Raw genomic sequence first — 23,445 nt, forward strand, 5'->3', positions numbered from 1 at the left:
GACGAGGCTATCGGGCGGGTTGGGACTGCCGGGCGGGCCGGGCCGGGTCAGAGCCGCTCGCGCAGCCAGGCGGCGTCGGCGACGTGCTCGTCGGCGCCGCCCGGCGTCTCCAGGACCACCGGGGCGTCGGCCGCCTTGATCACGTGGGCCAGCAGGTCGGGGTCGATCAGGCCCTGCCCGAAGTTGGCGTGCCGGTCGGCGCCGGAGTCGAAGTCGTCGCGGCTGTCGTTGGCGTGCACCAGGTCGATCCGGCCGGTGATCGCACGGATGTCGTCGACGACGCTCTCCAGGGCGTTGCCGCCGGCGTGCGCGTGGCAGGTGTCGAGGCAGAACCCGACCATGTCGAAGCCCTCCGCCGCCGAGATCGCGTCCCAGACCCGGGCGATCCGGTCCAGGTGCCGGGTCATCGCGTTGGTGCCGCCGGCGGTGTTCTCGATCAGCAGCGGCACCTTGAGGTCGGTGGCCTCGATGGCCTTGCGCCAGTTGTCGAACCCCTTGGCCGGGTCGTCCTCGTCGGTGACGTGGCCGCCGTGCACGATCAGGCCCTTGGCGCCGATCTCGGCGGCCGCGTCCATGTGCTGCTGGAGGAGCTTGCGGCTCGGGATGCGCTGGCGGTTGTTCGTGGTGGCGACGTTGATCAGGTACGGCGCGTGCACGTACAGGTCGACGCCGGCCTCGGCCGCCCGGGTGCGGAGGGCCTCCGCACCGTCCTCGTAGGCCAGCACCGGCCCCTTGTAGGACTGCGGGTTGCCCAGGAAGAACTGGACCAGCGGTGCCTCGCGGTCGGCGGCCTCGGCGAGGGGGTCGGTCTGGTCGACGTGGGCACCGATGCGGAGCTGGCTCATGCGGCCAGGTTAGGTGGGGCCGCCGACGGTTCCGCCGGTCGCCCCGGTCGCCCCGGCGCGGTCGTGGCGGCGTACCGGCGGGGCTCGGCAGCGATTGGGAGCCGGCATGTCCGCGCTGTTAGCCTGACCTGTCGCTTCCATCACCGATGGTGGACAGCGACAGCAAAGCCCTCCTGCCGTGGAAAGTCCACGGCCGCCTGAGTCCAGAGGAGGTGGAGACCGCTTTGCGTGCATACGAAGTCATGGTCATCCTCGACCCGAGCCTCGACGAGCGCACCGTGCAGCCGTCGCTCGACAAGTACCTCAACGTGATCCGCAACGACGGTGGCACCGTCGACAACGTGGACGTGTGGGGTCGTCGTCGTCTCGCTTACGAGATCAAGAAGAACGCTGAGGGCATCTACGCCGTCATCAACCTCACCGCCGAGCCCGCGACCGTCGACGAGTTCGACCGTCAGCTCGGCCTGAACGAGGCCATCCTCCGCACCAAGGTGCTGCGCCCCGCTTCCTGAGCGAGGCCGCGCGTCGAGTCCGCGGGTCGCCGTCCCTCATGTCGGCGGTGTCGGACACGATGTGCACACCTGGGGAAGAAGGCTTCCCACCGACCCGGCACGTCCCGGCATCTGAGGAGAGACAATGGCAGGCGAGACCGTCATCACCGTCGTAGGCAACCTGGTCGACGACCCGGAGCTGCGCTTCACCCCGTCGGGTGCGGCCGTGGCGAACTTCCGGATCGCGTCCACGCCCCGCACGTTCGACCGTCAGTCGAACGAGTGGAAGGACGGCGAGGCGCTGTTCCTGTCCTGCTCCGCCTGGCGTCAGATGGCCGAGAACGTGGCCGAGTCGCTCCAGAAGGGCATGCGCGTCGTGGTGCAGGGACGACTGAAGTCCCGGCAGTACGAGACCCGCGAGGGGGAGAAGCGCACCGCGTTCGAGATCGACGTCGAAGAGGTCGGCCCCTCGCTGCGCTACGCCACGGCCAAGGTGGCCCGCGCCGGACGCTCGTCCGGCGAGGGTGGCGGCGGCTACGGCGGCGGCCAGGGTGGCGGCGGCTACGGCGGCGGCCAGCGAGCCGGCGGCGGCGCCCCCGCCCAGGACCCGTGGGGCGGCCAGCCGTCCGGCGGCGGCCAGGGCGGCGGCTACGGCGGCGGCCAGCCCAACGACCCGTGGGCGACCCCGGGCGCTGGGAACGACGAGCCCCCCTTCTGATCCACCGGAGGCGGCGGTGGCCGGTCCGTCCGGCCCCGCGCCTCACCTATTCACATCAACCATTCCGGTCGCTCGTGACTGAGGCGGCCGGGCTCTGAGGAGGAGCACCACAATGGCGAAGGCAGTCGTCCGCAAGCCTAAGAAGAAGGTTTGCCAGTTCTGCAAGGAGAAGGCGACCGGTGTCGACTACAAGGACACCGCGCTGCTGAAGAAGTTCATCTCCGACCGCGGCAAGATCCGCGCCCGTCGGGTGACCGGCAACTGCGTCCAGCACCAGCGTGACATCGCCATGGCGGTGAAGAACGCTCGCGAGGTCGCGCTGCTGCCCTACACCTCCAGCGGCCGCTGACCGGTCTGAGAAGGAGAGAGCTGACATGAAGATCATCCTGACCCAGGAGGTCGAGGGTCTCGGTTCCGCCGGCGACATCGTCGAGGTGAAGTCGGGCTACGGCCGCAACTTCCTGCTGCCGCAGGGCCACGCCATCGCGTGGAGCCGTGGCGCCCAGGCCGAGGCCGACGCGATCAAGAAGGCTCGCGCCGCTCGCGCCGTCCGCGACGAGGCCCACGCGGCCGAGCTCAAGGGCAAGCTCGAGGGCAAGCCGGTCGACGTGAAGGTGAAGGCCGGCCAGGCCGGTCGCCTCTTCGGCACCGTCACCGCCGCCGTCATCGCCGACGCGCTCGGTGAGGTCGCCGGCGAGTCGATCGACAAGCGGACCATCGTCCTCGGCTCGCCGATCAAGTCGCTGGGCAACCACGCGATCTCGGTGCGCCTGCACGACGACGTCTCCGCGTCGGTCGCGCTGAACGTGATCCCCGCCTGATCCCGTTCGTAGAACGCCGCAACGGCCGGTCCCCGATGGGGGCCGGCCGTTGTGCATCTCCTGGTGGCGTGGTGGACCTCGGAATCCCCGGTCGACCGGGGATTCCCGGGCGTGACGGCCAGTGCAACGGCCGCCACGCACCGGAAGACCTCCGCGCACGTGACGCGTGCGCCGCGTGGGACGACGCGACAGGCACCCGCTGCGCCTACTCCGCCGAGCGCCGCAGGCTCGGGTCGACCGACCCGGTGACCAGCCAGGCCGACCCCCGTGACCGCGTCACGAGCGTGACCAGCCGCCCGCCCATGAACAGCACCGAGAAGACCACCCACAGCCCGGGCAGGCCGGCGCCGAGGGCTCCGGCGAGCAGCATGACCGGCGCGTACGCCGCGAGGACGACCAGGCCGGCGTACGCCAGGTAGCGGCCGTCGCCGGCGCCGATCAGCACGCCGTCGAGTACGAAGACCACCCCGGCCACCGGTTGCGCGAGGGCGGCGACCAGCAGTACCGGCACCAGCGCCGTGCGGACCGCGTCGTCGGGCGTGAAGAGCGCGCCCAGCCAGGGCGAGACGGCGGCGAGGCCGACGCCGGTGACGATCCCGCTGACCACGCCCCAGCGGACCATCCGGTCGGTCACCGCGCGGGTGGCCGCGGCGTCCCCGGCGCCCAGGTAGCGGCCGGTGATCGCCTGTGCGGCGATCGCGATCGCGTCCAGCGCGAAGGCCAGGAATCCCCAGATGGTGACCGCCAGCTGGTGGGTCGCGATCGGCACCGCGCCGCCGGGCCCGCCGCCGGCGGTGAGCACCACCGCGTAGGTGGTGACCAGCAGCGACGCGCGCAGGGTCAGCGTGCGCACCAGCAGCGGTACGCCGGCTCGACCCGCCGCGCGGATCCCGTCCGCGCGCGGGCGCAGTGACGCGCCCTCCCGCCGCGCCGCTCGCGCGACGACGTAGACCAGCACGGCGGCGCCCGCGGCCTGCGCCAGCACCGAGCCGAGCGCGGAGCCGGCGATGCCGAGGCGGGGGACGGGACCGAGGCCGAAGACGAGGACGACGTTGAGCGCGAGGTTGGCCGCGCTCCCGACGATCGCGACCACCATCGGCGTGACGGTGTCCTGCAGGCCGCGGAGCACTCCGGTCGCGGCCAGCATCAGGAGCAGTGGGGCGATGCCGAGGGCGGCCACGCGCAGGTAGATCACCGCCGGCTCGGCGACCGCAGCCGGCGGCCCGAGCACCGCGACCAGCGGGTCCGCGAGCGCGACCACGACGAGCGTCGCGGGCAGTCCGATCGCCAGGGCGAGCCAGAGCCCGTCGATGCCCTGTCGCAGGGCGGCGGTCCGACGCCCCGCCCCGAGCTGACGTGCCACCCCGGCGGTGGTCCCGTAGGCCAGGAAGACACACAGCCCGACGACGGTCTGCAGCACCGTGCCGGCGATGCCGAGACCCGCCAGCTCGCGGGTGCCGACGTGGCCGATCACCGCGGCGTCCCCGAGGAGGAACAGTGGCTCGGCGACCAGCGCGAGGAACGCCGGGATCGCGATCCGCGCGATCTCCCGGTCCTCGGAGCGTTGTTGCTGGTGGCGCCGCATGACGCTGTCCTCCAGGGGGTCGTCGGCCGGGGATCCGGCCGGTGGATAACTGGTCGAGACCTGTGGAAAGTCCCGAATGCGGGACCAAAGGACCAAGGCTGCCGTGTGGCGTGCACGTTGCGAGAAAGTGAACCGGATCACATCGGTATGCGACGTCCCGATTTTGTTACCAACAGCGGTGGAAACACGTTTTCCCAGTTCAAGGCGGGTGTCGGCCGTGAAGCCGGGGGGATTTCCACAGGTCGATCCCCAGGCAGTGCACAACGTTCCTGCGTGTCGTCCACCCCTCTGACCCGGTTATCCCCAAGGCTTGTGGATAACGATCTTCCGCCAGCGGGCCGATGCGCCGTAGTTTCGCCCCCGGCGTTTCGCTTCCGAGGTTGTGTCCGACCTAGGGTGCAGGCTGCCGATCCATACAGAGCAAGGTTCTCGCCGAGGCTCGAGGACGTGGCCCGGTGGCGGGCGGACAGTTCAGCACATGCCCGGTACGGGCGCAGAGGGAGGCTCGCGGTGAGCGTGACGGAGACGGGTTCGCGTCCGTGGACCGACGACCCGCCGGAGGACTTCGGGGACGGGCCGGCGCCCTACGCTCCGGGTGAGGCGCCGCAGCGCCCGGGCGACCGCACGCCGCCGCAGGACATGGCCGCCGAGCAGTCCGTGCTCGGCGCGATGCTGATCTCCAAGGACGCCATCGCCGACGTCGTCGAGGTGCTGCGCGGCGTCGACTACTACCGGCCGGCGCACGAGGCGATCCACGAGGCGATCCTCGACCTCTACGGCCGCGGCGAGCCCGCGGACATGGTCACCGTCGCCGGCGAGCTCCAGCGCCGGGGCGAGCTGCAGAAGATCGGCGGAGCGCCGTACCTCCACACGCTCGCCGCCAACGTGCCGATCGCGGCCAACGCCGGCTTCTACGCCCAGATCGTGCGCGAGAAGGCGATCCTGCGCCGCCTCGTCGACGCCGGCACCAAGGTCGTCCAGATCAGCTACGCCGGCGAGGGCGACGTCGAGAGCATCGTCAACCAGGCCCAGGCCGAGATCTACTCGGTCACCGACCGTCGCAAGGCCGAGGACTTCGTGCCGCTGAGCGACATCATGGACAGCGTCCTGGACGAGATCGAGGCGATCGAGAACCGCGTCGACGGCATGTACGGCGTGCCGACCGGGTTCGCCGAGCTCAACGATCTGACCAACGGGTTCCACGGTGGGCAGATGATCATCGTCGCGGCACGTCCCGCGGTCGGTAAGTCCACGCTGGCCCTCGACTTCTGTCGGGCCGCCTCGATCGGCGCCAACATGGCGTCGGTCTTCTTCAGCCTGGAGATGTCGCGCACCGAGATCACCATGCGTCTGCTGTCGGCCGAGGCGCGGATCCCGCTGAACCACATCCGCAACGGCAAGATGACCACCGAGGAGTGGGAGCGTCTCGCCCGCCACGTCTCGAAGGTCTCCGCGTCGCCGATGTTCATCGACGACTCGCCGGGCATGACGCTGACCGAGATCCGGGCCAAGGCGCGCCGGCTCAAGCAGAAGCACGACCTGAAGCTGATCGTGCTCGACTACCTCCAGCTGTTGACCTCGGGCAAGAAGGTCGAGTCCCGGCAGGTCGAGGTCTCGGAGTTCTCCCGGCAGATCAAGCTGCTGGCCAAGGAGCTCGACGTCCCGATCATCGCGCTCTCCCAGCTGAACCGTGGCTCCGAGCAGCGCGCCGACAAGCGCCCGATGACCAGCGACCTGCGTGAGTCCGGCTCGATCGAGCAGGACGCCGACATGGTCATCCTGCTGCACCGTGACGACGTCTACGAGAAGGAGTCGACCCGCCCCGGCGAGGCCGACCTGATCATCGCCAAGCACCGCAACGGTGCTACCCGCGACATCGTCGTGGCCTTCCAGGGCCACTACAGCCGCTTCGTCGACATGGCGCACTGAGTCCGCCGACTGTCCCCGGATCGAGTCGATCCTTCGGTTCGTCTGCCCACCCTTCAACCGCGGCGGATCCGAGGGCGGAACTAGCCTGACGGCGTGTCGGTGCCCTTGAAGTACGCAGTGGTGGAGCGCGAGCGTAGGTATCGCGTGGCACGGCTGCCCGACGGCGTGACGGAGACCAAGGAGATCCTCGACCGGTACGTCACCGGTACCCGGCTGCGGCTGCGCGAGGTGCGCGACGGCGACGGGACCGTCACCCGCAAGCTCGGGCACAAGGTGCGTCTCTCCGATGGTCCTGCCGAGGTGGCGTGCACGAACTTCTACCTCGACGACGACGAGTGGGCCCTGCTCGCCTCCCTGCCGGCCCGGGTCCTGCGCAAGCGGCGGCACCTGGTCCGTCGCGACGGACTGCTGGTCGCCGTCGACGAGCACGAGGACGGGAGCCTGATCGCCGAGATCGACGACGGCGACCAGCCGTCGGCCGTCGTCCCCGCCTGGCTCGACGTCCTCGAGGACGTGACAGCCGACGAGGCCTGGACCGGCGCGGGTCTCGCTCGCTGATCACCGCCCGCCCGCCCGGCGCGACACCTCGGGCCGGTCGTGTGCCTGACGCCGCCCTGGAGAGGGTTCTCAGGCACACGACCCACCCTGGTGGCGGTCCGCCCCGCACCCGCCTCCGCCCCGCACCCGCCCCGCACCCGCCCACGACCGTCACCACTCCGTAAGGTCGCCCGGTCCACGGTTCGCGGCGGGCCCGCCGATACTGGAGGCATGCGCTGGTTCGTCTCCCTGCTTGCCTCCCTCGCCCTCCTCACCGCCTGCGGCTCGCAGGAAGGAACTGCGGGGACCACCGACAGCGCCACCGACAGCGCCACCGACACCGTCACCGCGAGCGCTCCCGCGGACCGCCCAGAGCCCGCGACCGAGCACGCGAACGGTGCGGGTGAGAAGGACGCGACACCGGTCCCGGAGACCCTCGACTTCACGGCCACCGCACTCGACGGCTCGACGTTCGACGGCGCCTCGCTGGCCGGCAGCCCGGCCGTGCTGTGGTTCTGGGCGCCGTGGTGCCCGACCTGCCGGGCGCAGATCCCGAACGTCACCGCCCTGGCGAAGCAGTACGACGGGAAGGTCGCCGTCGTGGGTGTCGGCGGTCTCGACAGCGCCGGCGCCATCGAGGACCTGGCCGCCGACATCCCGCACGTGACGCACCTCGTCGACGACGCCGGCGAGGTGTGGCAGCACTTCGAGGTCACCGCGCAGTCGACCTTCACCGTGCTCGACGCCGACGGTGAGGTCGTCTCCGAGGGCTACCTGACCGACGACAGCCTCAACACCCTCGTCGAGCAGCTCGCGGACGGCGCCTGATGCCCCTCGGCCTGGACCTCGAGAGCGGCGAGATCGGCCTCGCGCTGGGCGCCGGCCTGGTGGCGGCCGTCAACCCGTGCGGCTTCGCCCTGCTGCCGGCGTACCTCTCCCTCTTCGTGCTCGGCGACCAACCGGCCACCGCGACCGCGGCCGTCGCCCGGGCGCTGCGGGCCACCGTCGCGCTGACGCTCGGGTTCGCCGGCGTCTTCGTCGCCTTCGGCCTCGCCATCGCCCCGGTCGCGGCCTCCGTGCAGGCCTACCTGCCGTGGTTCACCGTGGTGCTCGGCGTGGTCCTCGCGCTCGCGGGGCTGTGGGTGCTCGCCGGGCGCCGGCTGCCCAGCCTGCGTCTGCCGGGCCGGCGTGGCGGTTCGGGCAAGCCGGTCGTGGCGAGCTGGCCGGCGATGGTCGGCTTCGGTGCCTCCTACGCCGTGGCGTCGTTGGGCTGCACCATCGCGCCCTTCCTCGCGGTCGTGGTGACCAGCTTCCGCGCCGGCTCCCCGGGCGCGGGGGTGGTGCTGTTCGCGGCGTACGCGCTCGGCATGGGGGTCGCCGTGGGCGTGGCCGCCACCGCCGTCGCGCTGGCCCGCCGCGGTCCGGTCGCCGCGATGCGTCGCGTCGGTGGACCCGCGACCCGGGTCGCCGGCCTGGTGCTCGCCCTCGCCGGCGCCTACGTCGCCTGGTACGGCGCCTGGGAGCTGCGCGTGCTGCACGGCGGTGCGGGTCAGGACCCCGTCGTCTCTGCGGCGGGTGAGGTCCAGCGCTGGCTGGTCGAGCGCACCGAGGCGATCGGCCTGACCGGGCTCGCGGTGGCGCTGGCCGCGCTCGTGGCCGGCGCCGTCCTCAGCGTGGTGGTGCGCGGTCGGCGTCGCGCCGGCCGGGACGACGCCCCAGCCGGCTCCTCCGTGGAGGCTCCGACGAAGGTCGAGCGGTGACCTCCCGGGCCAACGACCGCCGGACCACCCCGACTGATCCGGCGCGGCCACTGGCGCGGTGACCCCGCGACGGCGTAGGAGTGACCCATGACGTTCTCGATCGTGGCCCGCTCCGCCGACGGTGAGTCCTGGGGGATCGGCGTGGCCTCCAAGTTCCTGGCGGTCGGCTCCGCGGTGCCGGCCGCGGTGGCCGGGGTCGGCGCGATCGCCACCCAGGCCGACGCCAACGTCGCCTTCAAGGGCCTGGCGCTGGCCCACCTCGACGACGGGGCGACCGCCGGCGTCGCCCTGCAGCGGCTGCTGGAGGAGGACGAGGGCCGCGACCACCGACAGGTCGGCATCGTCGACAGCGACGGCAACGCCGCCAGCCACACCGGCGCCGCCTGCCTGGACTGGGCGGGCGGCGCGATCGGCGACGGGTACGCGATCCAGGGCAACATCCTCACCGGCCCCGAGGTCGTGGAGGCGATGGAGGCGGCCTGGCTCGCCAGCGACGAGGACGCCCCGTTGGCCCGCCGGATCCTCGCGGCGATGGACGCCGGCGACGCCGCCGGCGGCGACTCCCGCGGGCGCCAGTCCGCCGCGCTCTTCGTGGTCCGCGACGGCGCGGGGTACGGCGGTCTCGACGACATCGCCGCCGACCTGCGCGTCGACGACCACCCGGCGCCGCTCACCGAGCTGGGCCGGCTGCTCGACCTGCACGAGCTCTACCTGACCGCCTCCACCGACGCCGAGAAGGTGCCGGTCACCGCCGAGCTGGCCGCCGAGCTCGAGGAGCTCGCGCGGGCCGCCGGATCGCGTGACTTCGCCGCCTGGGTGGGCACCCACAACTACGAGATGCGGGTGGCCGACGACGCCTCGTGGATCGACGAGCGGATCCTGGCGATCATCCGCGGCGACGGGGCCTGACCGCCCGGGGGCAACCCGGACCACCCACCCGCCACCCGGCCCCTCCAGCCGCCCCTCCAGGCGCACTCCAGCGCCGCTCCAGCGCCGCTCCAGCCCCGCTCCAGCGGTCCCCGTGACCGTGGATCCACCGATCCACCGATCACTCACGGAGACCCTGATGAACACCCTGCACCGCCTCGGCGCGGCCACCGCCGCCCACCCCTGGCGCACGATCACCGCCTGGCTGCTGCTCCTGGCCGCGCTCGGCGGGCTGAGCTCGACCCTCGGCGGCGCGCTGCGCGAGGACTGGAACGTCCCCGGCACGCGCGGCCAGGCCGGTATCGAGACCATCCGCGACCACTTCCCCGACGCCGGTGGCGCCTCGGCCCAGGTGGTCCTGCACGATGACGCTCCGCTGGCGGACGCGGTGGTCGGCGACGTCGTCGACCGGCTGGCGGCCAGCGACCACGTCGCCTCCGTCACCCCGCGCGTCTCCGAGGACGGCGACACCGCCCTGCTCTACGTCCGGTACGACGTGCCCACCACCGACCCGGACCTGCTGGGGAAGACCGACGGGCTGACCGCGGCCGCCGAGCCGGCGGAGTCGGCCGGCTACCAGGTCGAGCTCGGCGGGGAGCTGCCCGCCACCGTCGGCGAGTTCGACGGGCGCGGCGAGATGGTCGGCGTACTGCTGGCGCTGGTGCTGCTGGTGATCGCGTTCGGCTCGGTGGTCGCCGCCGGTCTGCCGATCGCCACGGCGCTGGCCGGCCTCTTCGCCGGGTCCGCCGGCGTGACGCTGTTGGCCGCGGTCATCGACGTCTCGCCGACCGCGCCCACCGTCGCCACGATGGTCGGGCTCGGCGTCGGGATCGACTACGCCCTGCTCATCGTCACCCGGCACGTCGCCCAGCTGCGGGCCGGCGCTACCCCGGTCCAGGCGGCGGCGCACGCCACCGCCACCGCGGGCCGCTCCGTCCTCGGCGCCGGGCTGACCGTGCTCGTCTCGCTGCTCGGCCTGCGGTTCGCAGGGCTGCCGACGTTCAGCGCCTTCGGCTTCGCCACCGCGCTCACCGTGACCGGCGTGATGCTGGCCGCACTGACCCTGGTGCCGGCGCTGTGCGGGCTGGCGGGACGGCGGCTGATGCCGCGGCGCGAGCGCCGCGGCCGCACCGAGGCGGCCGCGTCCGCCCCGGCGTCCGGGAGGGAGCCGCTCAGCGGCCGCTGGGCCCGCGTCGTGGCCCGTCGCCCGGTCGCCTGGGGTGCCCTGGCCCTGGTCCTGCTGGTCGCCCTCGGCGCCCCGGCGCTCGGCATGCGCACGTGGCCCCAGGACGGCGGCAGCGACCCCCAGGGCAGCACCACCCGGGCGTCGTACGACCTGATCGCCGCGGAGTTCGGGGAGGGTGCCAACGGCCCGATCACGGTGGTCGCCGACCTGGACGACCTCACCCCCGCGGAGGTGACGGCGCTCCGCGCGGAGGTGGACGCCCTGCCCGAGGTCGCCGCCTCCACGCCGGCGGTCACCTCGCCCGACGGCGCGATCGCGATCTGGGACGTCGAGCCGACCACGGGCCCGAGCACGGAGCAGACCGGCGCGCTGATCGACCGGCTGCGCGACGAGGTGCTGCCCGACGGCGCCGAGGCGACCGGCTACACCCCCGTGCTCGGTGACATCTCCGACCTGCTGGCGAAGCGGCTGTGGCTGGTCGTCGGGTTCGTGGTCGCCGTCTCGGTGGTCCTGCTGGCCGTGATGTTCCGCTCGATCGTGGTGCCGATCAAGGCGGCGGCGATGAACCTGCTGTCGATCTCGGCGGCGTACGGCGTGCTGGTGCTGGTCTTCCAGCACGGGTACGGCGCGGGGCTGCTCGGCGTGGACCACGCGATCCCGGTCTCCAGCTGGGTGCCGATCCTGCTCTTCGCGGTGCTGTTCGGCCTGTCGATGGACTACGAGGTCTTCCTGCTCTCGGCGATCCGCGACGACTGGCTCGACACCGGCGATGCCAAGGGCAGCGTGGTCCGCGGGCTCGCCTCGACCGGCCGGGTGATCTCGGTGGCCGCCGCGATCATGGTCGCCGTCTTCCTCGGCTTCGCCACCGAGCACGGGGTCGTCGTCAAGATGATCGGCGTCGGCCTCGCGGTCGCCGTCGCGTTGGACGCGACCGTCGTCCGGATGGTCCTGGTGCCCGCCACGATGACGCTGCTGGGCCGCTGGAACTGGTGGTTCCCGGGACGTCCGTTCCCCACCGCCCGTCCCGCCGCGCAGCTCGCAGCCGGCAGCGCCGCAGCGGACAGCGACCTCGCCCCCGCCGAGGCCTGAGCGATGACCCCGCATCTCACCCGCCAGCTGTCCGGGGTCGTGTGCCCCACGCCCCTCCCCATGAGGGCCTCAGGCACACGACCCCATCGGGGCCAGGCCCGACCGGTCGACCGGACCGACCGCAGCACCCCCACCCCCGCCAGCACCCCCACCCCCACCCTCACCGAAGAGACGAGAGAGACCATGAGCGCCACCCCGACCACCACCCACCCCGACCAGCTGTTCCTGCCCGGCCAGGCGGCCGCGCCGGAGGGCCCGGTGGACATGTCGATGATGTACCTGATGCACCACGGGTTCCGGCGGGACCTGCGTCGCTTCGCCGCGGCTGCCGAGCACACCCCGGCCGACGACAGCGCCACCTGGGCGGCCCTCGCCCGGCGGTGGGACCTCCTCGCTGAGGTCCTGCACCACCACCACACCGGGGAGGACGCCGGCGTGTGGCCCGCGCTGCTGGAGCGGGCCGACGAGCACGAGCGGGCCACCCTGGAGGCGATGGAGGCCGAGCACGCCGGCATCGACCCGCTGCTGCGGTCCTGTGCCGAGCGGCTCGCCGCGTTGGCCGCCGGCGGGGGCACCGGCGCGGAGCGGGAGGCGGCCCGCGCCGCCCTCGCGGTCCGGATGGCCGAGGCGAACCAGCTCCTCGGCCAGCACCTCGCCCACGAGGAGACCGACGCGATGGCGATCCTGCAGCGTCACCTCACGCCGGAGGACTGGGACCGGATCGAGGCGGAGGCCTTCGAGTCCCAGAACGGCCCGCGTTCCTGTTCCGGCTGGTGCCCTGGGTCGCCGACGGGCTCCCCGCCGCTGCGCGGGGGAAGGCGTTCGCGATGGCCGGCCCGGCGATGCGGGTGGTCTGGTGGCTGAGCCGGGGTCGTCACGGCCGCGCCGAGCGGCGGGCGTTCCGCCACGTGCCCGGCCCGGAGATCCTCTAGCCGCCTGCCGCTAGAAACCATGGCGCTCCCGCAGGTCGAGCAACCACCGCTCGACCTGCGGGATCCGCCATGCCCGGGTCAGTGCGAGCCCCGCGTCCGCGTGCTCGGTGGCCAGGTCGGTCTCCCCGACGGCTGCCGCGGCCAGCGCCAGGTAGGCGTCGACCGGCCCGTGCGCCGGCGAGGTGCCCGAGAGCACGCACGTCCCGGCGTACGGCGCCAGGCGGGCGTAGGCGCGGGCGGCGACGTCCCGCTCGCCGAGGCCCAGGCCGAGCTCGGCGCCGAGGCTCCAGAGGAACGGGGAGAACCAGTTGTCGGTGTCGAGCTCGACGCCGTACCGGTCGAACAGCGCCCGCGCGACCTCCGGCTGGCCGGTGCGCAGCGCCAGGATCGCGCCCGCCGGCCCGACCGGGATCGCTGCCTCGTCGAGGAACCGGAGCACCGACTCCGGCGGCGGCGCCTCGACCCCGGGGCACCACAGCGGCACGAAGAGCGCGGCGCCACCGACGATGTCCACCTTGTGCGCGGTGGAGACCCGCTCGAAGCAGGCCGTCAGGTCGGCGAACGTGCTCGCGATCTCCTCCTCGTCGCCGCGCATCGCCGCCCAGCTGTGCTGCAGCGTCAGCCCGACCATCTCCACCAGGTAGAGCCGCTCGGCCCGGGCGGCGCGTACGACGTCGACCAGCTCCTCGGTCGCGTCGGGCAGGTCGCCGAGCTCGCACCGGGCCGCGGTCAGCAGCATCCGCAGGTTGGTCCGCATCCGGACGTCGCCGGTGCGCTCGGCGAGCGCCAGCCCCTCCTCGCACCAGGCCCGGCGCGACGTCGCGGCGCTGCGGCGGTCCGCGGCGACGGTGGCACCGAGCAGCGCCTCGGACAGCAGCACGTCGTCCCCTACCCGGCGGGCGGTCGCGACCGCCGCCGCCGTGATCGACTCGACCTCGTCCGCGGAGACCGCGTAGTAGCTCTCCGAGGCGAGCGCCAGCAGCAGGCGGGCACGCACGGCGAGCTCCTCGGTGGTGGCCTCCAGCTCCGAGGCGGGCAGCGCGTCGAGCGCCTCCTGGATCGTGGCGATCACCGCGTCGTTGCGCTGGCCGTAGGCGCGGGCCGGCCACAGCGCGTCCGTGGTCGCGATCCGGGCCGCCCGGACCACCTGCGCCGGCTCGCCGAACCGCCCGGCCAGCACGACGGCCTCGTCGATCGCCTCGTGCATCTCCAGCCGCCGGGTGCTCCACCGGCACGCCTCCGCGTAGTCGACCAGCAGCTCGAAGCGCTCCCGCTCGGTGCCCGCGGGGTCCTCGGCGTGCAGCGCCAGCGCGGTGGCGAGATGGTCGCGGGCCTCGTCGGCGGCGTGCGCGGCCAGCGCCTGGGTGCCGGCGCGGGCGGCCGCGAGGTGGGCCCGGCGGCGGTACCGGCGGCCCGCGGCCGCCCAGTGTCGAGCGACCTCCGCGACCCGGCGGTCAGCGTCGGGAGCCTGTTCGACCAGCCCCGCCAGCGTCGCGTGCATCCGCTCGCGGCGCGACCGACCCAGGCCGTCGTACGCCGCATCACGAACGAGCGCGTGCGCGAACCGGAACCGGTCGTCGCCGAGGTCCTGGAGCAGGTCGACCGCGAGCGCGGGCTCGAGCTCGGCCAGCGTCGTGTCCTCGTCGGTGCCCAGGGCGTCGGCCAGCAGGTCCAGGTCGAACTCCCGCCCGATCACGGCGGCGGCCGTCAGCGCGCCGGTGCTGGTGGCGGGCAGCTGGGCGATACGCCGGTCGACCACCGCGGCGACGGTGGCCGGCACCCGGGCCATCAACGTCGGCAGGTCGCTGCCCTCGTCGCGCGCCAGCCGCCCGTACTCGATCAGGAAGAACGGGTTGCCGTCGGTGCGCCGGTGCAGCGCGGCGGCGACCTCGGGGTCGGTCACCCCGGCCACGTCGGCGAGCAGTCGCGAGCTCTCCTCGGGCGACAGCCCGGTCAGCTCGAGGTCGACGGCGTGCCGCCGCGCCAGCGCCTCCGCCGCCTCGGCCAGCGGCCGCACCCGCTGCCGGGCGCCGCGCCGCCACGTGCCGACCACCATCAGCCGGCCGGTGTCGAGGTGCGCGGCGAGGTGGCGCAGCACCCGCAGCGTCGAGGGGTCGGCCCAGTGCAGGTCCTCCAGCCCGAGCACCACCGTCCGGTCCGTGGCCAGGCCCGCCAGGGTGGTCCGGATCGACTCGGCGAGCGCGAAGCGGGCCGCATCGTGGTCGCCCCCCGCGGCGCTCGGCAGGCCGAGGCCCGCGACGGCCTCGCCCAGCGCCTGGAGCCACGGCCAGAGCGGGGGCGCGTCCTCCTCCTGCGAGCAGCGGCCCACCAGGACCAGCGCGCCGCGCTCCCGGGCCCGCAGCGCGAACTCCGTGCCCAGCCGGGTCTTGCCGGCGCCGGGTTCCCCGCGCACGGTGACGAACTGCGGGACGCCCCGGTCCGCCTCGCTCAGCACCGCGTCGAGAGCCGCCAGCTGGGCCTCGCGGCCGACCAGCCCCCAGTCGGGGAGGACGATCCGCGCGGCCGGGGGACTGGCCGGGACCGGCCCCTCGGAGGCGGCGGGTGCGGTCGCGCCGGTCGGGGTGCCCGCGGCCGGTGGAGCCGAGGGCAGCGCGTGCCGCAGCACGGCCGTCTGCAGGTCGTTGACCGCCGCCGACGGCTCCAGCCCCAGGTCGGCGTCGAGGTCGGCCCGGAGCCGGTCCAGGGCGGCCAGCGCGTCGGCCTGCCGGCCGCAGCGGGCCAGCGCGACCGCGAGCAGGGCCGCCGGTCGCTCCCGGAGCGGCGCGTCCGCCGCGAGCCGCTCGAGGTCGGCGATCGCCTCCGCGTCCCGACCCAGCCCGACCAGCAGCGTGGCGTGGTCCTCGCGGGCCAGGCTGCGCAGCTCCGCCAGGCGGGCTCGCTCGGGGGTGACCAGGTCGGAGTCGGGCAGGTCGGCGTACGGCTCGCCACGCCAGGCCGCGAGAGTCCCGTCCAGGCGGGTCAGCAGCGCCGCGTCGGCGGTGGGGTCGGTCGAGACCGGCACGGCGGCCCGGGTCAGCCCATCCATCGCGGCATGCACCGAGCGGATGGCGTCGGCGAACGACGTCGCGTCCACCTCGGCGTGCAGCCGGTAGCCGCCGTCGGTGCTGACCAGGTACGCCGAGCGCCCGCGCGCCGCCAGCGCGGGCTCCAGCACCCGCCGGACCTGGGAGACGTAGGTCTGCAGCGTGGCGCCGGCAGTGGGGGGAGCGTCGAGCCCCCACAGGGCCTCGACCAGGGTGTCACTGGTGCTCCCGCGCTCGCCCGCGAGGGCGAGTGCGGCGAGCAGCGCGCGGTGCTTGGCCACCGGGATCTCGATCGCCCGTCCGGCCTCGGTGACGAGCGTCGGGCCGAGGACGCCGACCCACATGGATCGGAGCATAGGCGCGCGGAGCGGTCGCCGACATCACCCGGACGCGGGCAACGTCCCCGGTGCGCTGTCGGCGCCCGGGTGGAGGGTGGACGCATGACCTCCTCCACGACGCCCGTCACCGGATTCATCGCGTTCACCATCGACACCCCCGACGCCTCGCGGGCCGCCCGCTTCTACGCCGACCTGGCCGGCGGCGAGGTGACCGGGGAGTACCCGGAGTACGGCTACGCCCAGGTCGAGATCCTGGGCCAGACGCTCAACTTCCAGTCCGTCGCGGACTACGGCCGGCCCGAGTGGCCCGGGCAGGCCCATCCTCAGCAGTTCCACCTCGACCTGAGGGTCGGCGACCTGGCCGCGGCGATCGCCCACGCGGAGGCGCTCGGTGCGACCGTCGCCGCGGAGCAGCCCGAGGGGGCGACCTGGCGGGTGATGATCGACCCCGACGGCCACCCGTTCTGCCTGTGCCCGCCGTCCCAGGAGTGATCCTGGGGACCCGTCCTAGGCTGGTCGGGTGACCGGTGACACTCGCCCGCCGGGCCGGCGACGGCCCGCCCTCGCACGACCCACCCGCGCGCTGGCCGCGCTCCTGCTCGGCCTGACGCTCGTCGTCTCCGGGTGCAGCGACGACGGTGAGGACGGCTCGGGCGGCAGCGGTGCGGGGACCTCGGCGACGGACCACAACCAGGCCGACGTCGACTTCGCGACCGCGATGATCCCGCACCATGCCCAGGCGCTCGTGATGGTGGACATGCTCCGCGCCCGCACCGACGACCCCCAGCTGCAGCAGCTCGGGATCGACATCCGCGAGGCCCAGGCGCCGGAGATCGAGCAGATGGTGGACTGGCTCTCGGAGTGGGGTGAGGAGATCCCCGAGACCATGCGCGACCACGTCAACGGCGGTCACGGCATGGGCGACCTCGACGATCCCGACGGGATGGGCCACATGGGCGACGCCATGGAGGGGCTCGACGACGACATGCCGGGGATGATGGACGCCGACGACTTCGAGACCCTCGAGCAGTCCCTCGTGTTCGAGGACATGTGGCTCACCATGATGATCGACCACCACCTCGGCGCCATCGAGATGGCGCAGGACGAGCAGGCCGACGGCCTGTACCGGCCGGCCGTGCGCCTCGCGGCCCGGATCGAGAAGTCGCAGGCCGAGGAGATCAAGCTGATGCGGACGATGCTCGGATCCTGACGGACCCGGACGTGGCGAAGGCCCCGCAACGGGGGCCTCCACTACCAAGGTATAGCGGCTCCGGGGGCTTGCGGCAAGGGCCCGGGGCGGGTGCAGAATCCCCGTTCGCCGCCATTCCGAGCCCCCGGGAGCACGCTCTGAAACCCACTGCCTTCGCCCTGTCCGCCGACCTCGCCGCGAAGGACCACCCGCGCCTGATCGCCGGCGACGAGGCGCACTTCGCGGCCGTCGCCGCCAGCCTCGAGCGGGCGGTCGCGGAGCTGACGGACCACCTGGACGGCGTACGCCGCGCGTCCGGTGGCTCCGCGCAGGACCTGCTCGAGCGCGACCACGAGGTGCGCCGGGTGACCGCTCGGCTGCGCACGCTGCGCCGTTACGGGATCGACCTGTGCCTGGGGCGGATGGTGACCGAGGACGGCACCACCACCTACGTCGGGCGGGCCGGCCTGAGCGACGCCGACGGCACCCGCCTGCTGGTCGACTGGCGGACGCCGGCCGCGGAGCCCTTCTTCGCCGCGACCAGCGCCCGGCCGATGGGCCTGGTCTCCCGTCGCCGCTACCGCTGGTCGGCCGGCAGGGTGGCCGACTACTGGGACGAGCCGCTCGGCGAGGACGCCTCGGCGGACGCCCTCGCGCTGGACGAGGACTCCGCGCTCCTGGCCAGCCTGAGGTCGAGCCGGTCGGACCGGATGCGCGACGTGCTCACGACTATCCAGGCCGACCAGGACGCGATCATCCGGGCCGACTCCCGCGGCGCGCTGGTGGTCGACGGCGGTCCCGGCACGGGCAAGACCGTGGTCGCGCTGCACCGGGCGGCGTACCTGCTGCACAGCGACCCGCGGCTGGGCGCCGGCAGCGGCGGGATCCTGGTGGTCGGCCCGCACCAGCCCTACCTCTCCTACGTCGCCGACGTGCTGCCCAGCCTCGGCGAGGAGGGGGTGCGCACCTGCACGCTGCGCGAGATGGTGCCCGGGGCCGGGGCGTTCGGGCCGGAGCCGGACCCCGAGGTGGCCCGGCTCAAGGCCGACGCCGCGCTGGTCGCCGCCATCGAGCCCGCGGTGCGGCTCTACGAGGAGCCGCCGACGGCCGGCCTGCTGGTGGAGACGCCGTGGGCCGACCTGTGGCTCGGCGCCGCGGACTGGGCGGAGGCCTTCGGCGCGCCCGACGCCGGCACCCCGCACAACGAGGCTCGCGACCAGGTGCTGGAGGAGGTCGTCCAGATCCTCGTGGACAAGTACGACGGCGACGACGTCTCGCCGGAGCGGCTCGGCGAGGGGCTGCGGCGCCACCCGGCGATCATCGACGCCCTCGGCGGCGCGTGGCCGATGCTCGACCCCGAGGACCTGGTCGGCGACCTGTGGGAGGTGCCCGCCTACCTGCGCCGCTGCGCGCCGCACCTGGCCCCCGACGAGGTCCGGGCGCTGCAGCGCCGCGCGCCGCGGGCCTGGACGCTGGCCGACCTGCCGCTGCTCGACGCCGCCCGCCAGCGCCTCGGCGACCCGGACGCGGCACGGCGGGCCCGCCGGAGGCGGGCCAGCGCGGCCGCGCAGCGCGAGGAGATGGGCCGCGTCGTCGAGCACCTGGTGGCCAGCGACGACACCGAGATGCGGGTGATGTCGATGCTGCGCGTGGAGGACCTGCGCACCGCGCTCACCGACGACAGCGCGACGCCGGAGGCCGACCCCGACCTGTTGGCCGGGCCGTTCGCGCACGTCGTCGTCGACGAGGCCCAGGAGCTGACCGACGCGGAGTGGACGATGCTGCTGCGCCGCTGCCCCTCGCGCAGCCTCACCATCGTCGGCGACCGGGCGCAGGCCCGGCACGGCTTCACCGACACCTGGGCCGAGCGACTGGCGCGGATCGGGCTGGACCGGGTCGCGCACGCGACGCTGAGCATCAACTACCGGACGCCGGAGGAGGTCATGGAGGCCGCCGCGCCGGTGATCCGTGCCGCGCTGCCGGACGCCAACGTGCCCACCTCGGTGCGGCGTTCCGGGATCGCGGTCGCGTACGGCGCGGCCGCGGACGTCGCCGCCGTCGTCGACGAGTGGCTGGCCGGCCACGAGGAGGGGGTCGCCTGCGTGATCGGCGACGCCGGGTTCGTCGAGCGGCCTCGGGTCCGGTCGCTCACCCCGGAGCTGGCCAAGGGCCTGGAGTTCGACCTGGTGGTGCTGGTCGATCCCGCCGCGCTCGGCGGTGGCATCGAGGGCGCGGTCGACCGGTACGTCGCCATGACGCGCGCCACGCAGCGGCTGGTGGTGCTCACCTGATCCTCACGTGCGGGCGACCCGGGCCGATGGGCTCCGTCGGGCGGGTCTCCGGACCCCGCACAGATCCCGCAGAGCAGAGGAGAGTGTCCCGATGGAGGCCCGTGCCACGGCCGTGGTGGAGACCGAGATCGTCGAGCCCGTCGACCTGACGGGCCCCGACGGCCGCCTGAACCCGGCCGCCGTCGGCTGGACCCGGGTGCCGCTGCACCGCACCGACCGGATCGGCCGCGGGTGGTACGGGCGCGGGCGCAACAAGCGGTGGGAGTACTGGGCGCTGACCACCCCGACCCACGTCGTCGCGCTGACCGTCTCGGACATCGACTACGCCGGGGTGAACAGCGTCTGGGCCCTGGACCGGACCAGCGGCGAGGAGATCGCGGTGGAGGCGCTCGGCCTGTTGGGTCGAGGCACCGTGCTGCCCGGGACGCTCGGCTCCGGCCCGGCGCACGCCCGGGCCCGGGGCCTGGCCATCGACGTGGAGGAGGTCGCCGGCGGCACCCGGCTGCGCTGTCGCACCGACCGGGTCGAGGTCGACGTCCTCGCGCACCGCCCCGAGGGCCACGAGTGCCTCGGGGTGGTGGTGCCGTGGAGCGACCGGCTCTTCCAGTACACGGTCAAGGACGTCGCCAGGCCGGCGACCGGGAGGATCGTCGTCGACGGAGTCGCGCTCGAGCTGCCCGCGGGTGAATCCTGGGCGACCCTCGACCACGGCCGCGGGCGCTGGCCGTACGCCTCCGACTGGAACTGGGGCGCCGGGTCGGGTCGGTGCGAGGGCCGGGCCATCGGCGTACAGGTCGGGGGGAGGTGGACCGACGGCACCGGGTCGGTCGAGAACGCGCTGCTGGTCGACGGGCGGCTGACCAAGATCAGCGAGGAGCTGGTGTGGGCCTACGACCCCGGCGACTGGCGGCGGCCCTGGCGGGTGACCGGCGAGACCGTGGATCTCACCTTCAGCCCCGAGCACGTCCGCGAGGCGACCACCAACCTCGGTGTCATCTCGTCCCACACCCATCAGGCGTTCGGCGGCTGGACCGGCTGGGTGCGCGGCGAGGGCGGCGACCGGGTGCGGGTCGCCGACGTCTTCGGCTGGGCCGAGGAGGTCCGGCAGCGCTGGTGACCGCGCCCGGTGCGTGGACCGCGTGAGGGCCCGGGTCAGGCGGCGACGGCGATGGTGATCGCGCCGGACGCGACCACCATGGTGACCACGCCGGCCCGGAAGAGCGCGACCGGCAGCCGCTGCGCGATCGCGATCCCGACCTGGTTGGCGACCAGCGCCACCGCGAGGCATGCGCCCAGCATCGGGCCCGTGCCGCTCAGGCTCAGGTCCCCGTAGTGCGCGAGCAGCGCCAGGGAGGCGAGGTTGGCGATCACGAAGTAGCCGGCGAGGTCGGCGATGAACGTCATCGGCGCCACCTTCGCGCGACTGAGCAGCAGCACCGGCGGCGGACCGTTGACCGAGGTGGTGGTCGACAGGTAGCCGCCGAGCGCACCCACCGCCAGCGTGGCGCCGGTGGACGGCGCCACCGGCTCGCGCCGGCTCGGCAGGGCCATCGCGATGCCGCAGAGGATGGTGAGGGCGCCGACCGCGGGCTTGAGGACATCCTCGGGCATCATGCTGACCGTCAGCGCGCCGAGCCACGCGGTCGGGATCGCGGCGCCGCCGAGCAGCAGCACCCGCCGTACGTCCATGTGGGCGCGGAGCTGGTACGCCGCCGCGACCCGGGTGGCCAGGCCGACGAAGAGGTTGATCACCACCGCCTCGGTCACGCCGACGCCGACCAGGAGCATCAGCGGGGTGGCGACCAGGGCCGCGCCGAAGCCGGTGGCCCCGGCGATGAGCGCAGCGAACCCGACGCAGGCCGCCGCGGCCAGCAGGACTGTCACGGGAGAACGTTACGGCTTGGTGACATCAGGTATCTACGGCGAATAGTCGAACTGTCTGTTCGGTCAGAGCGCACAATCCGCTCTCGGGGTGACGCGGCGGGCCGCCAGGCCGCGCGGGCTACTCCAGCTCGTGCCGGAACCCGCTGGAGATCCGGTCCCGGAGCAGGCCGGCGACCGGGTCGAGCGGTCCCCGTCGGGACCAGGCGAGGCCGCGGACGCGGTCCAGCGGGGCGACGTCGGTGGTCACCACGGCCAGGCCGGCCTCGCGCGCCCGGTGCTGCGTGGTGATGGTGTAGCCGACCTGGGTGCGGACCAGGCCGACCACCGTCTCGTCGACCGAGCTCCGCAGGGCGATGGTGGGGGAGAGGTCGGCGCGCCGGCAGAACTCCTCGGCGATCGTGCGCAGCACGATGCCCTCGGTGAAGGTGACCAGCGGGATCTCCTGGAGCTCGCTGGCCGCCACGGTGCGACCGGCCAGTGGGTGGTCGGGCGCCACCGCGACGGTGGTCGGCTCGGTGTCCAGCTCGGCGACGGCGACCCGTGCCGGGGGCGCGCCGACCGGCCAGGAGACCACCGACAGGTCCAGGTCGCCCTTCTGGATCGCCCGGACGAGGTCGTCGACCGTCGTCTCGGTGAACTCCAGCTCGACCGCGGGGTGGTCGCGGTGGAAGACCGAGATCGCCTGCCAGATCCGCTGGTTGACCACGCCCGCCGGCAGTCCGAGGCGCACCCTGCCGCGGGTCAGCGCACCCGCGGCCTGGACGGCGTCCTGCATCCCGTCGAGGTCGGCCAGCACCCGTGTCGCGTGGTCCACGAACGTGCGGCCGGCGGGGGTGAGCCGCACGGCTCGGGTGGTGCGGTCGAAGAGCCGTACGCCGAGCGCCTCCTCGACGCGCTTGACGTACTCGCTCATGCTGGCCCGCGAGATCCACAGGGCCTCGGCGGCGCGGGCGAAGCTGCCGTGCTCCGCGACCTCCAGGACGGCCCGGAGGTCGCGCACCTCGATCTTGCTCTCCACGCTGAGGTCACCTCCCCGCGCCGACGCCTCGGCGCCATTGTTCATCTCTGTCAGACACTGTATCTGCGCGTCCGGTGAGGCTGAACGATGATGTGGTCGTCGCCCGCGGTCGGGGGGACCGACTCGGGCGGTCTGGGGGACCTTCTGGGGCGGTCGGGGGGACCTTCTCGGCGGATCGGGGTTCAGCGGTTGGCGGTGACCCGTTCGGCCAGTCGCACGGCCGCGTGCCGGACCAGGTCGACCTCGTCGGGATCGGCCGCCGCCTCCTGCGGTACCGCCCCGGAGAGCAGGCCGGCCGGCTGGGTGAGCCAGATCCACGCCTTCCACGGATCCATGCGCGCGGCCAGCAGCGGCTCCAGGACGGCGCCCAGCTCGGGGCGCAGCTCGCCGGCCGGGTCGAGCTGGAAGCCGGGCACCAGCACGTGCTGGTCGTGGGCGATCACCAGCAGCTGGTGCCGCTCGGCGGCCTTGTGCACGGCGAACCGGGTGGCGTTGACCGAGGCGCCGCGGATCTCGGCGAGGTGCTCGTAGGTGTAGGCCGGGGTGGTCAGCAGGTGCGCCCGCAGCCGGGCCTCGCGACGCAGCTGCAGCAGCGCGAGCGGGACGGCGTGGGCCGGGTCGTCGCCCTCGGAGTGCAGCACCCGGTCCAGCTCGGCCAGCTGCTCGGTGGTCAGCGGTTCGCCGGTCGCCGGGTCGCGCCACCGCGCCACGCCGCCCAGGTCGCGCTCGAAGGTCGGCAGGCCGGCGCCGGCGAGGTACTCGGCCAGTCCCAGCTCCTCCAGCCACGCCGCCAGGCGCTCGCCGGTCTCGTGGGCCGCCCGGGCGCCGTGGCAGCCCGGTCCGTCGGTGCACATGGGGCAA

General features: G+C 73.9%; 21 protein-coding genes. 15 read left to right on the forward strand and 6 right to left on the reverse strand.

Annotated features, from left to right (window positions below; translation table 11 throughout):
* Positions 1 to 47 precede the first annotated feature (47 nt).
* A complete protein-coding gene (locus E8D34_RS00350; protein WP_136592601.1) occupies positions 48 to 845 on the reverse strand; it encodes a deoxyribonuclease IV in 798 nt (265 codons plus the stop codon).
* Between the two features lie 224 nt (positions 846 to 1,069).
* On the opposite strand from E8D34_RS00350, the gene rpsF reads away from it, so the two are divergent.
* From rpsF to rplI, 4 genes are all read left to right on the forward strand, one after another.
* Positions 1,070 to 1,357, forward strand: coding sequence for a 30S ribosomal protein S6 (rpsF, locus tag E8D34_RS00355; RefSeq protein WP_136592935.1), 288 nt, complete (start codon positions 1,070 to 1,072; stop codon positions 1,355 to 1,357).
* Between the two features lie 124 nt (positions 1,358 to 1,481).
* The gene (locus tag E8D34_RS00360) at positions 1,482 to 2,054 is read left to right on the forward strand and encodes a single-stranded DNA-binding protein (protein WP_136592602.1); all 573 of its coding nucleotides are present in this window, start codon (positions 1,482 to 1,484) and stop codon (positions 2,052 to 2,054) included.
* A gap of 112 nt (positions 2,055 to 2,166) precedes the next feature.
* Positions 2,167 to 2,403 carry a 30S ribosomal protein S18 gene (rpsR, locus tag E8D34_RS00365; protein WP_136592603.1) on the forward strand — a complete coding sequence of 79 codons (237 nt, stop codon included), beginning with the start codon at positions 2,167 to 2,169 and terminating at the stop codon, positions 2,401 to 2,403.
* 25 nt (positions 2,404 to 2,428) lie between these two features.
* A complete protein-coding gene (gene rplI / locus E8D34_RS00370) occupies positions 2,429 to 2,875 on the forward strand; it encodes a 50S ribosomal protein L9 (RefSeq protein WP_136592604.1) in 447 nt (148 codons plus the stop codon).
* A gap of 205 nt (positions 2,876 to 3,080) precedes the next feature.
* On the opposite strand, the gene E8D34_RS00375 is transcribed toward rplI, so the two are convergent.
* A complete protein-coding gene (locus E8D34_RS00375) occupies positions 3,081 to 4,460 on the reverse strand; it encodes an MATE family efflux transporter (protein ID WP_136592605.1) in 1,380 nt (459 codons plus the stop codon).
* Positions 4,461 to 5,099: 639 nt separating this feature from the next.
* On the opposite strand from E8D34_RS00375, the gene dnaB reads away from it, so the two are divergent.
* From dnaB to E8D34_RS00410, 7 genes are all read left to right on the forward strand, one after another.
* A complete protein-coding gene (gene dnaB / locus E8D34_RS00380; protein ID WP_206056496.1) occupies positions 5,100 to 6,389 on the forward strand; it encodes a replicative DNA helicase in 1,290 nt (429 codons plus the stop codon).
* 93 nt (positions 6,390 to 6,482) lie between these two features.
* Positions 6,483 to 6,947: a hypothetical protein gene (locus tag E8D34_RS00385; protein ID WP_136592606.1), complete on the forward strand. Its 465-nt coding sequence runs from the start codon at positions 6,483 to 6,485 to the stop codon at positions 6,945 to 6,947.
* A gap of 210 nt (positions 6,948 to 7,157) precedes the next feature.
* Entirely contained in the window at positions 7,158 to 7,754 is a 597-nt protein-coding gene (locus E8D34_RS00390; RefSeq protein ID WP_136592607.1) for a redoxin family protein, read from the forward strand.
* Entirely contained in the window at positions 7,754 to 8,686 is a 933-nt protein-coding gene (locus E8D34_RS00395) for a cytochrome c biogenesis CcdA family protein (RefSeq protein ID WP_136592608.1), read from the forward strand. The genes E8D34_RS00390 and E8D34_RS00395 overlap by 1 nt, the downstream gene beginning before the upstream one ends.
* A gap of 87 nt (positions 8,687 to 8,773) precedes the next feature.
* A complete protein-coding gene (locus tag E8D34_RS00400; protein WP_136592609.1) occupies positions 8,774 to 9,595 on the forward strand; it encodes a DUF1028 domain-containing protein in 822 nt (273 codons plus the stop codon).
* A 157-nt stretch (positions 9,596 to 9,752) separates the two neighbouring features.
* Complete coding sequence (locus E8D34_RS00405) at positions 9,753 to 11,888, forward strand: MMPL family transporter (protein WP_240771003.1); 2,136 nt, start codon at positions 9,753 to 9,755, stop codon at positions 11,886 to 11,888.
* Positions 11,889 to 12,071: 183 nt separating this feature from the next.
* Positions 12,072 to 12,752, forward strand: coding sequence for a hemerythrin domain-containing protein (locus E8D34_RS00410; protein WP_136592610.1), 681 nt, complete (start codon positions 12,072 to 12,074; stop codon positions 12,750 to 12,752).
* 78 nt (positions 12,753 to 12,830) lie between these two features.
* On the opposite strand, the gene E8D34_RS00415 is transcribed toward E8D34_RS00410, so the two are convergent.
* Positions 12,831 to 16,208, reverse strand: a complete 3,378-nt coding sequence (locus E8D34_RS00415) for a BTAD domain-containing putative transcriptional regulator (protein WP_168929277.1) — start codon at positions 16,206 to 16,208, stop codon at positions 12,831 to 12,833.
* A gap of 96 nt (positions 16,209 to 16,304) precedes the next feature.
* On the opposite strand from E8D34_RS00415, the gene E8D34_RS00420 reads away from it, so the two are divergent.
* The 4 genes from E8D34_RS00420 (at position 16,305) to E8D34_RS00435 (ending at position 20,799) form a co-directional block, all read left to right on the forward strand.
* Complete coding sequence (locus tag E8D34_RS00420) at positions 16,305 to 16,694, forward strand: VOC family protein (protein WP_136592612.1); 390 nt, start codon at positions 16,305 to 16,307, stop codon at positions 16,692 to 16,694.
* Positions 16,695 to 16,722: 28 nt separating this feature from the next.
* The gene (locus E8D34_RS00425; protein WP_206056484.1) at positions 16,723 to 17,412 is read left to right on the forward strand and encodes a DUF305 domain-containing protein; all 690 of its coding nucleotides are present in this window, start codon (positions 16,723 to 16,725) and stop codon (positions 17,410 to 17,412) included.
* A 68-nt stretch (positions 17,413 to 17,480) separates the two neighbouring features.
* On the forward strand, positions 17,481 to 19,682 hold the full coding sequence (gene helR / locus E8D34_RS00430) for an RNA polymerase recycling motor ATPase HelR (protein WP_346763599.1): 2,202 nt from the start codon (positions 17,481 to 17,483) through the stop codon (positions 19,680 to 19,682).
* Positions 19,683 to 19,773: 91 nt separating this feature from the next.
* Positions 19,774 to 20,799, forward strand: a complete 1,026-nt coding sequence (locus tag E8D34_RS00435; protein WP_136592613.1) for a DUF2804 domain-containing protein — start codon at positions 19,774 to 19,776, stop codon at positions 20,797 to 20,799.
* Between the two features lie 35 nt (positions 20,800 to 20,834).
* Here E8D34_RS00435 and E8D34_RS00440 read toward each other — a convergent pair whose 3' ends face one another.
* The 3 genes from E8D34_RS00440 to E8D34_RS00450 form a co-directional block, all read right to left on the reverse strand.
* Positions 20,835 to 21,566 carry a sulfite exporter TauE/SafE family protein gene (locus tag E8D34_RS00440; RefSeq protein WP_136592614.1) on the reverse strand — a complete coding sequence of 244 codons (732 nt, stop codon included), beginning with the start codon at positions 21,564 to 21,566 and terminating at the stop codon, positions 20,835 to 20,837.
* Between the two features lie 118 nt (positions 21,567 to 21,684).
* Entirely contained in the window at positions 21,685 to 22,584 is a 900-nt protein-coding gene (locus E8D34_RS00445) for a LysR family transcriptional regulator (RefSeq protein WP_168929278.1), read from the reverse strand.
* Between the two features lie 182 nt (positions 22,585 to 22,766).
* Positions 22,767 to 23,438, reverse strand: a complete 672-nt coding sequence (locus tag E8D34_RS00450) for a hypothetical protein (RefSeq protein WP_136592616.1) — start codon at positions 23,436 to 23,438, stop codon at positions 22,767 to 22,769.
* Positions 23,439 to 23,445: the final 7 nt, after the last annotated feature.

It is taken from the genome of Nocardioides sp. GY 10113 (assembly GCF_004919105.1).
Classification (GTDB): Bacteria; Actinomycetota; Actinomycetes; order Propionibacteriales; family Nocardioidaceae; genus Nocardioides.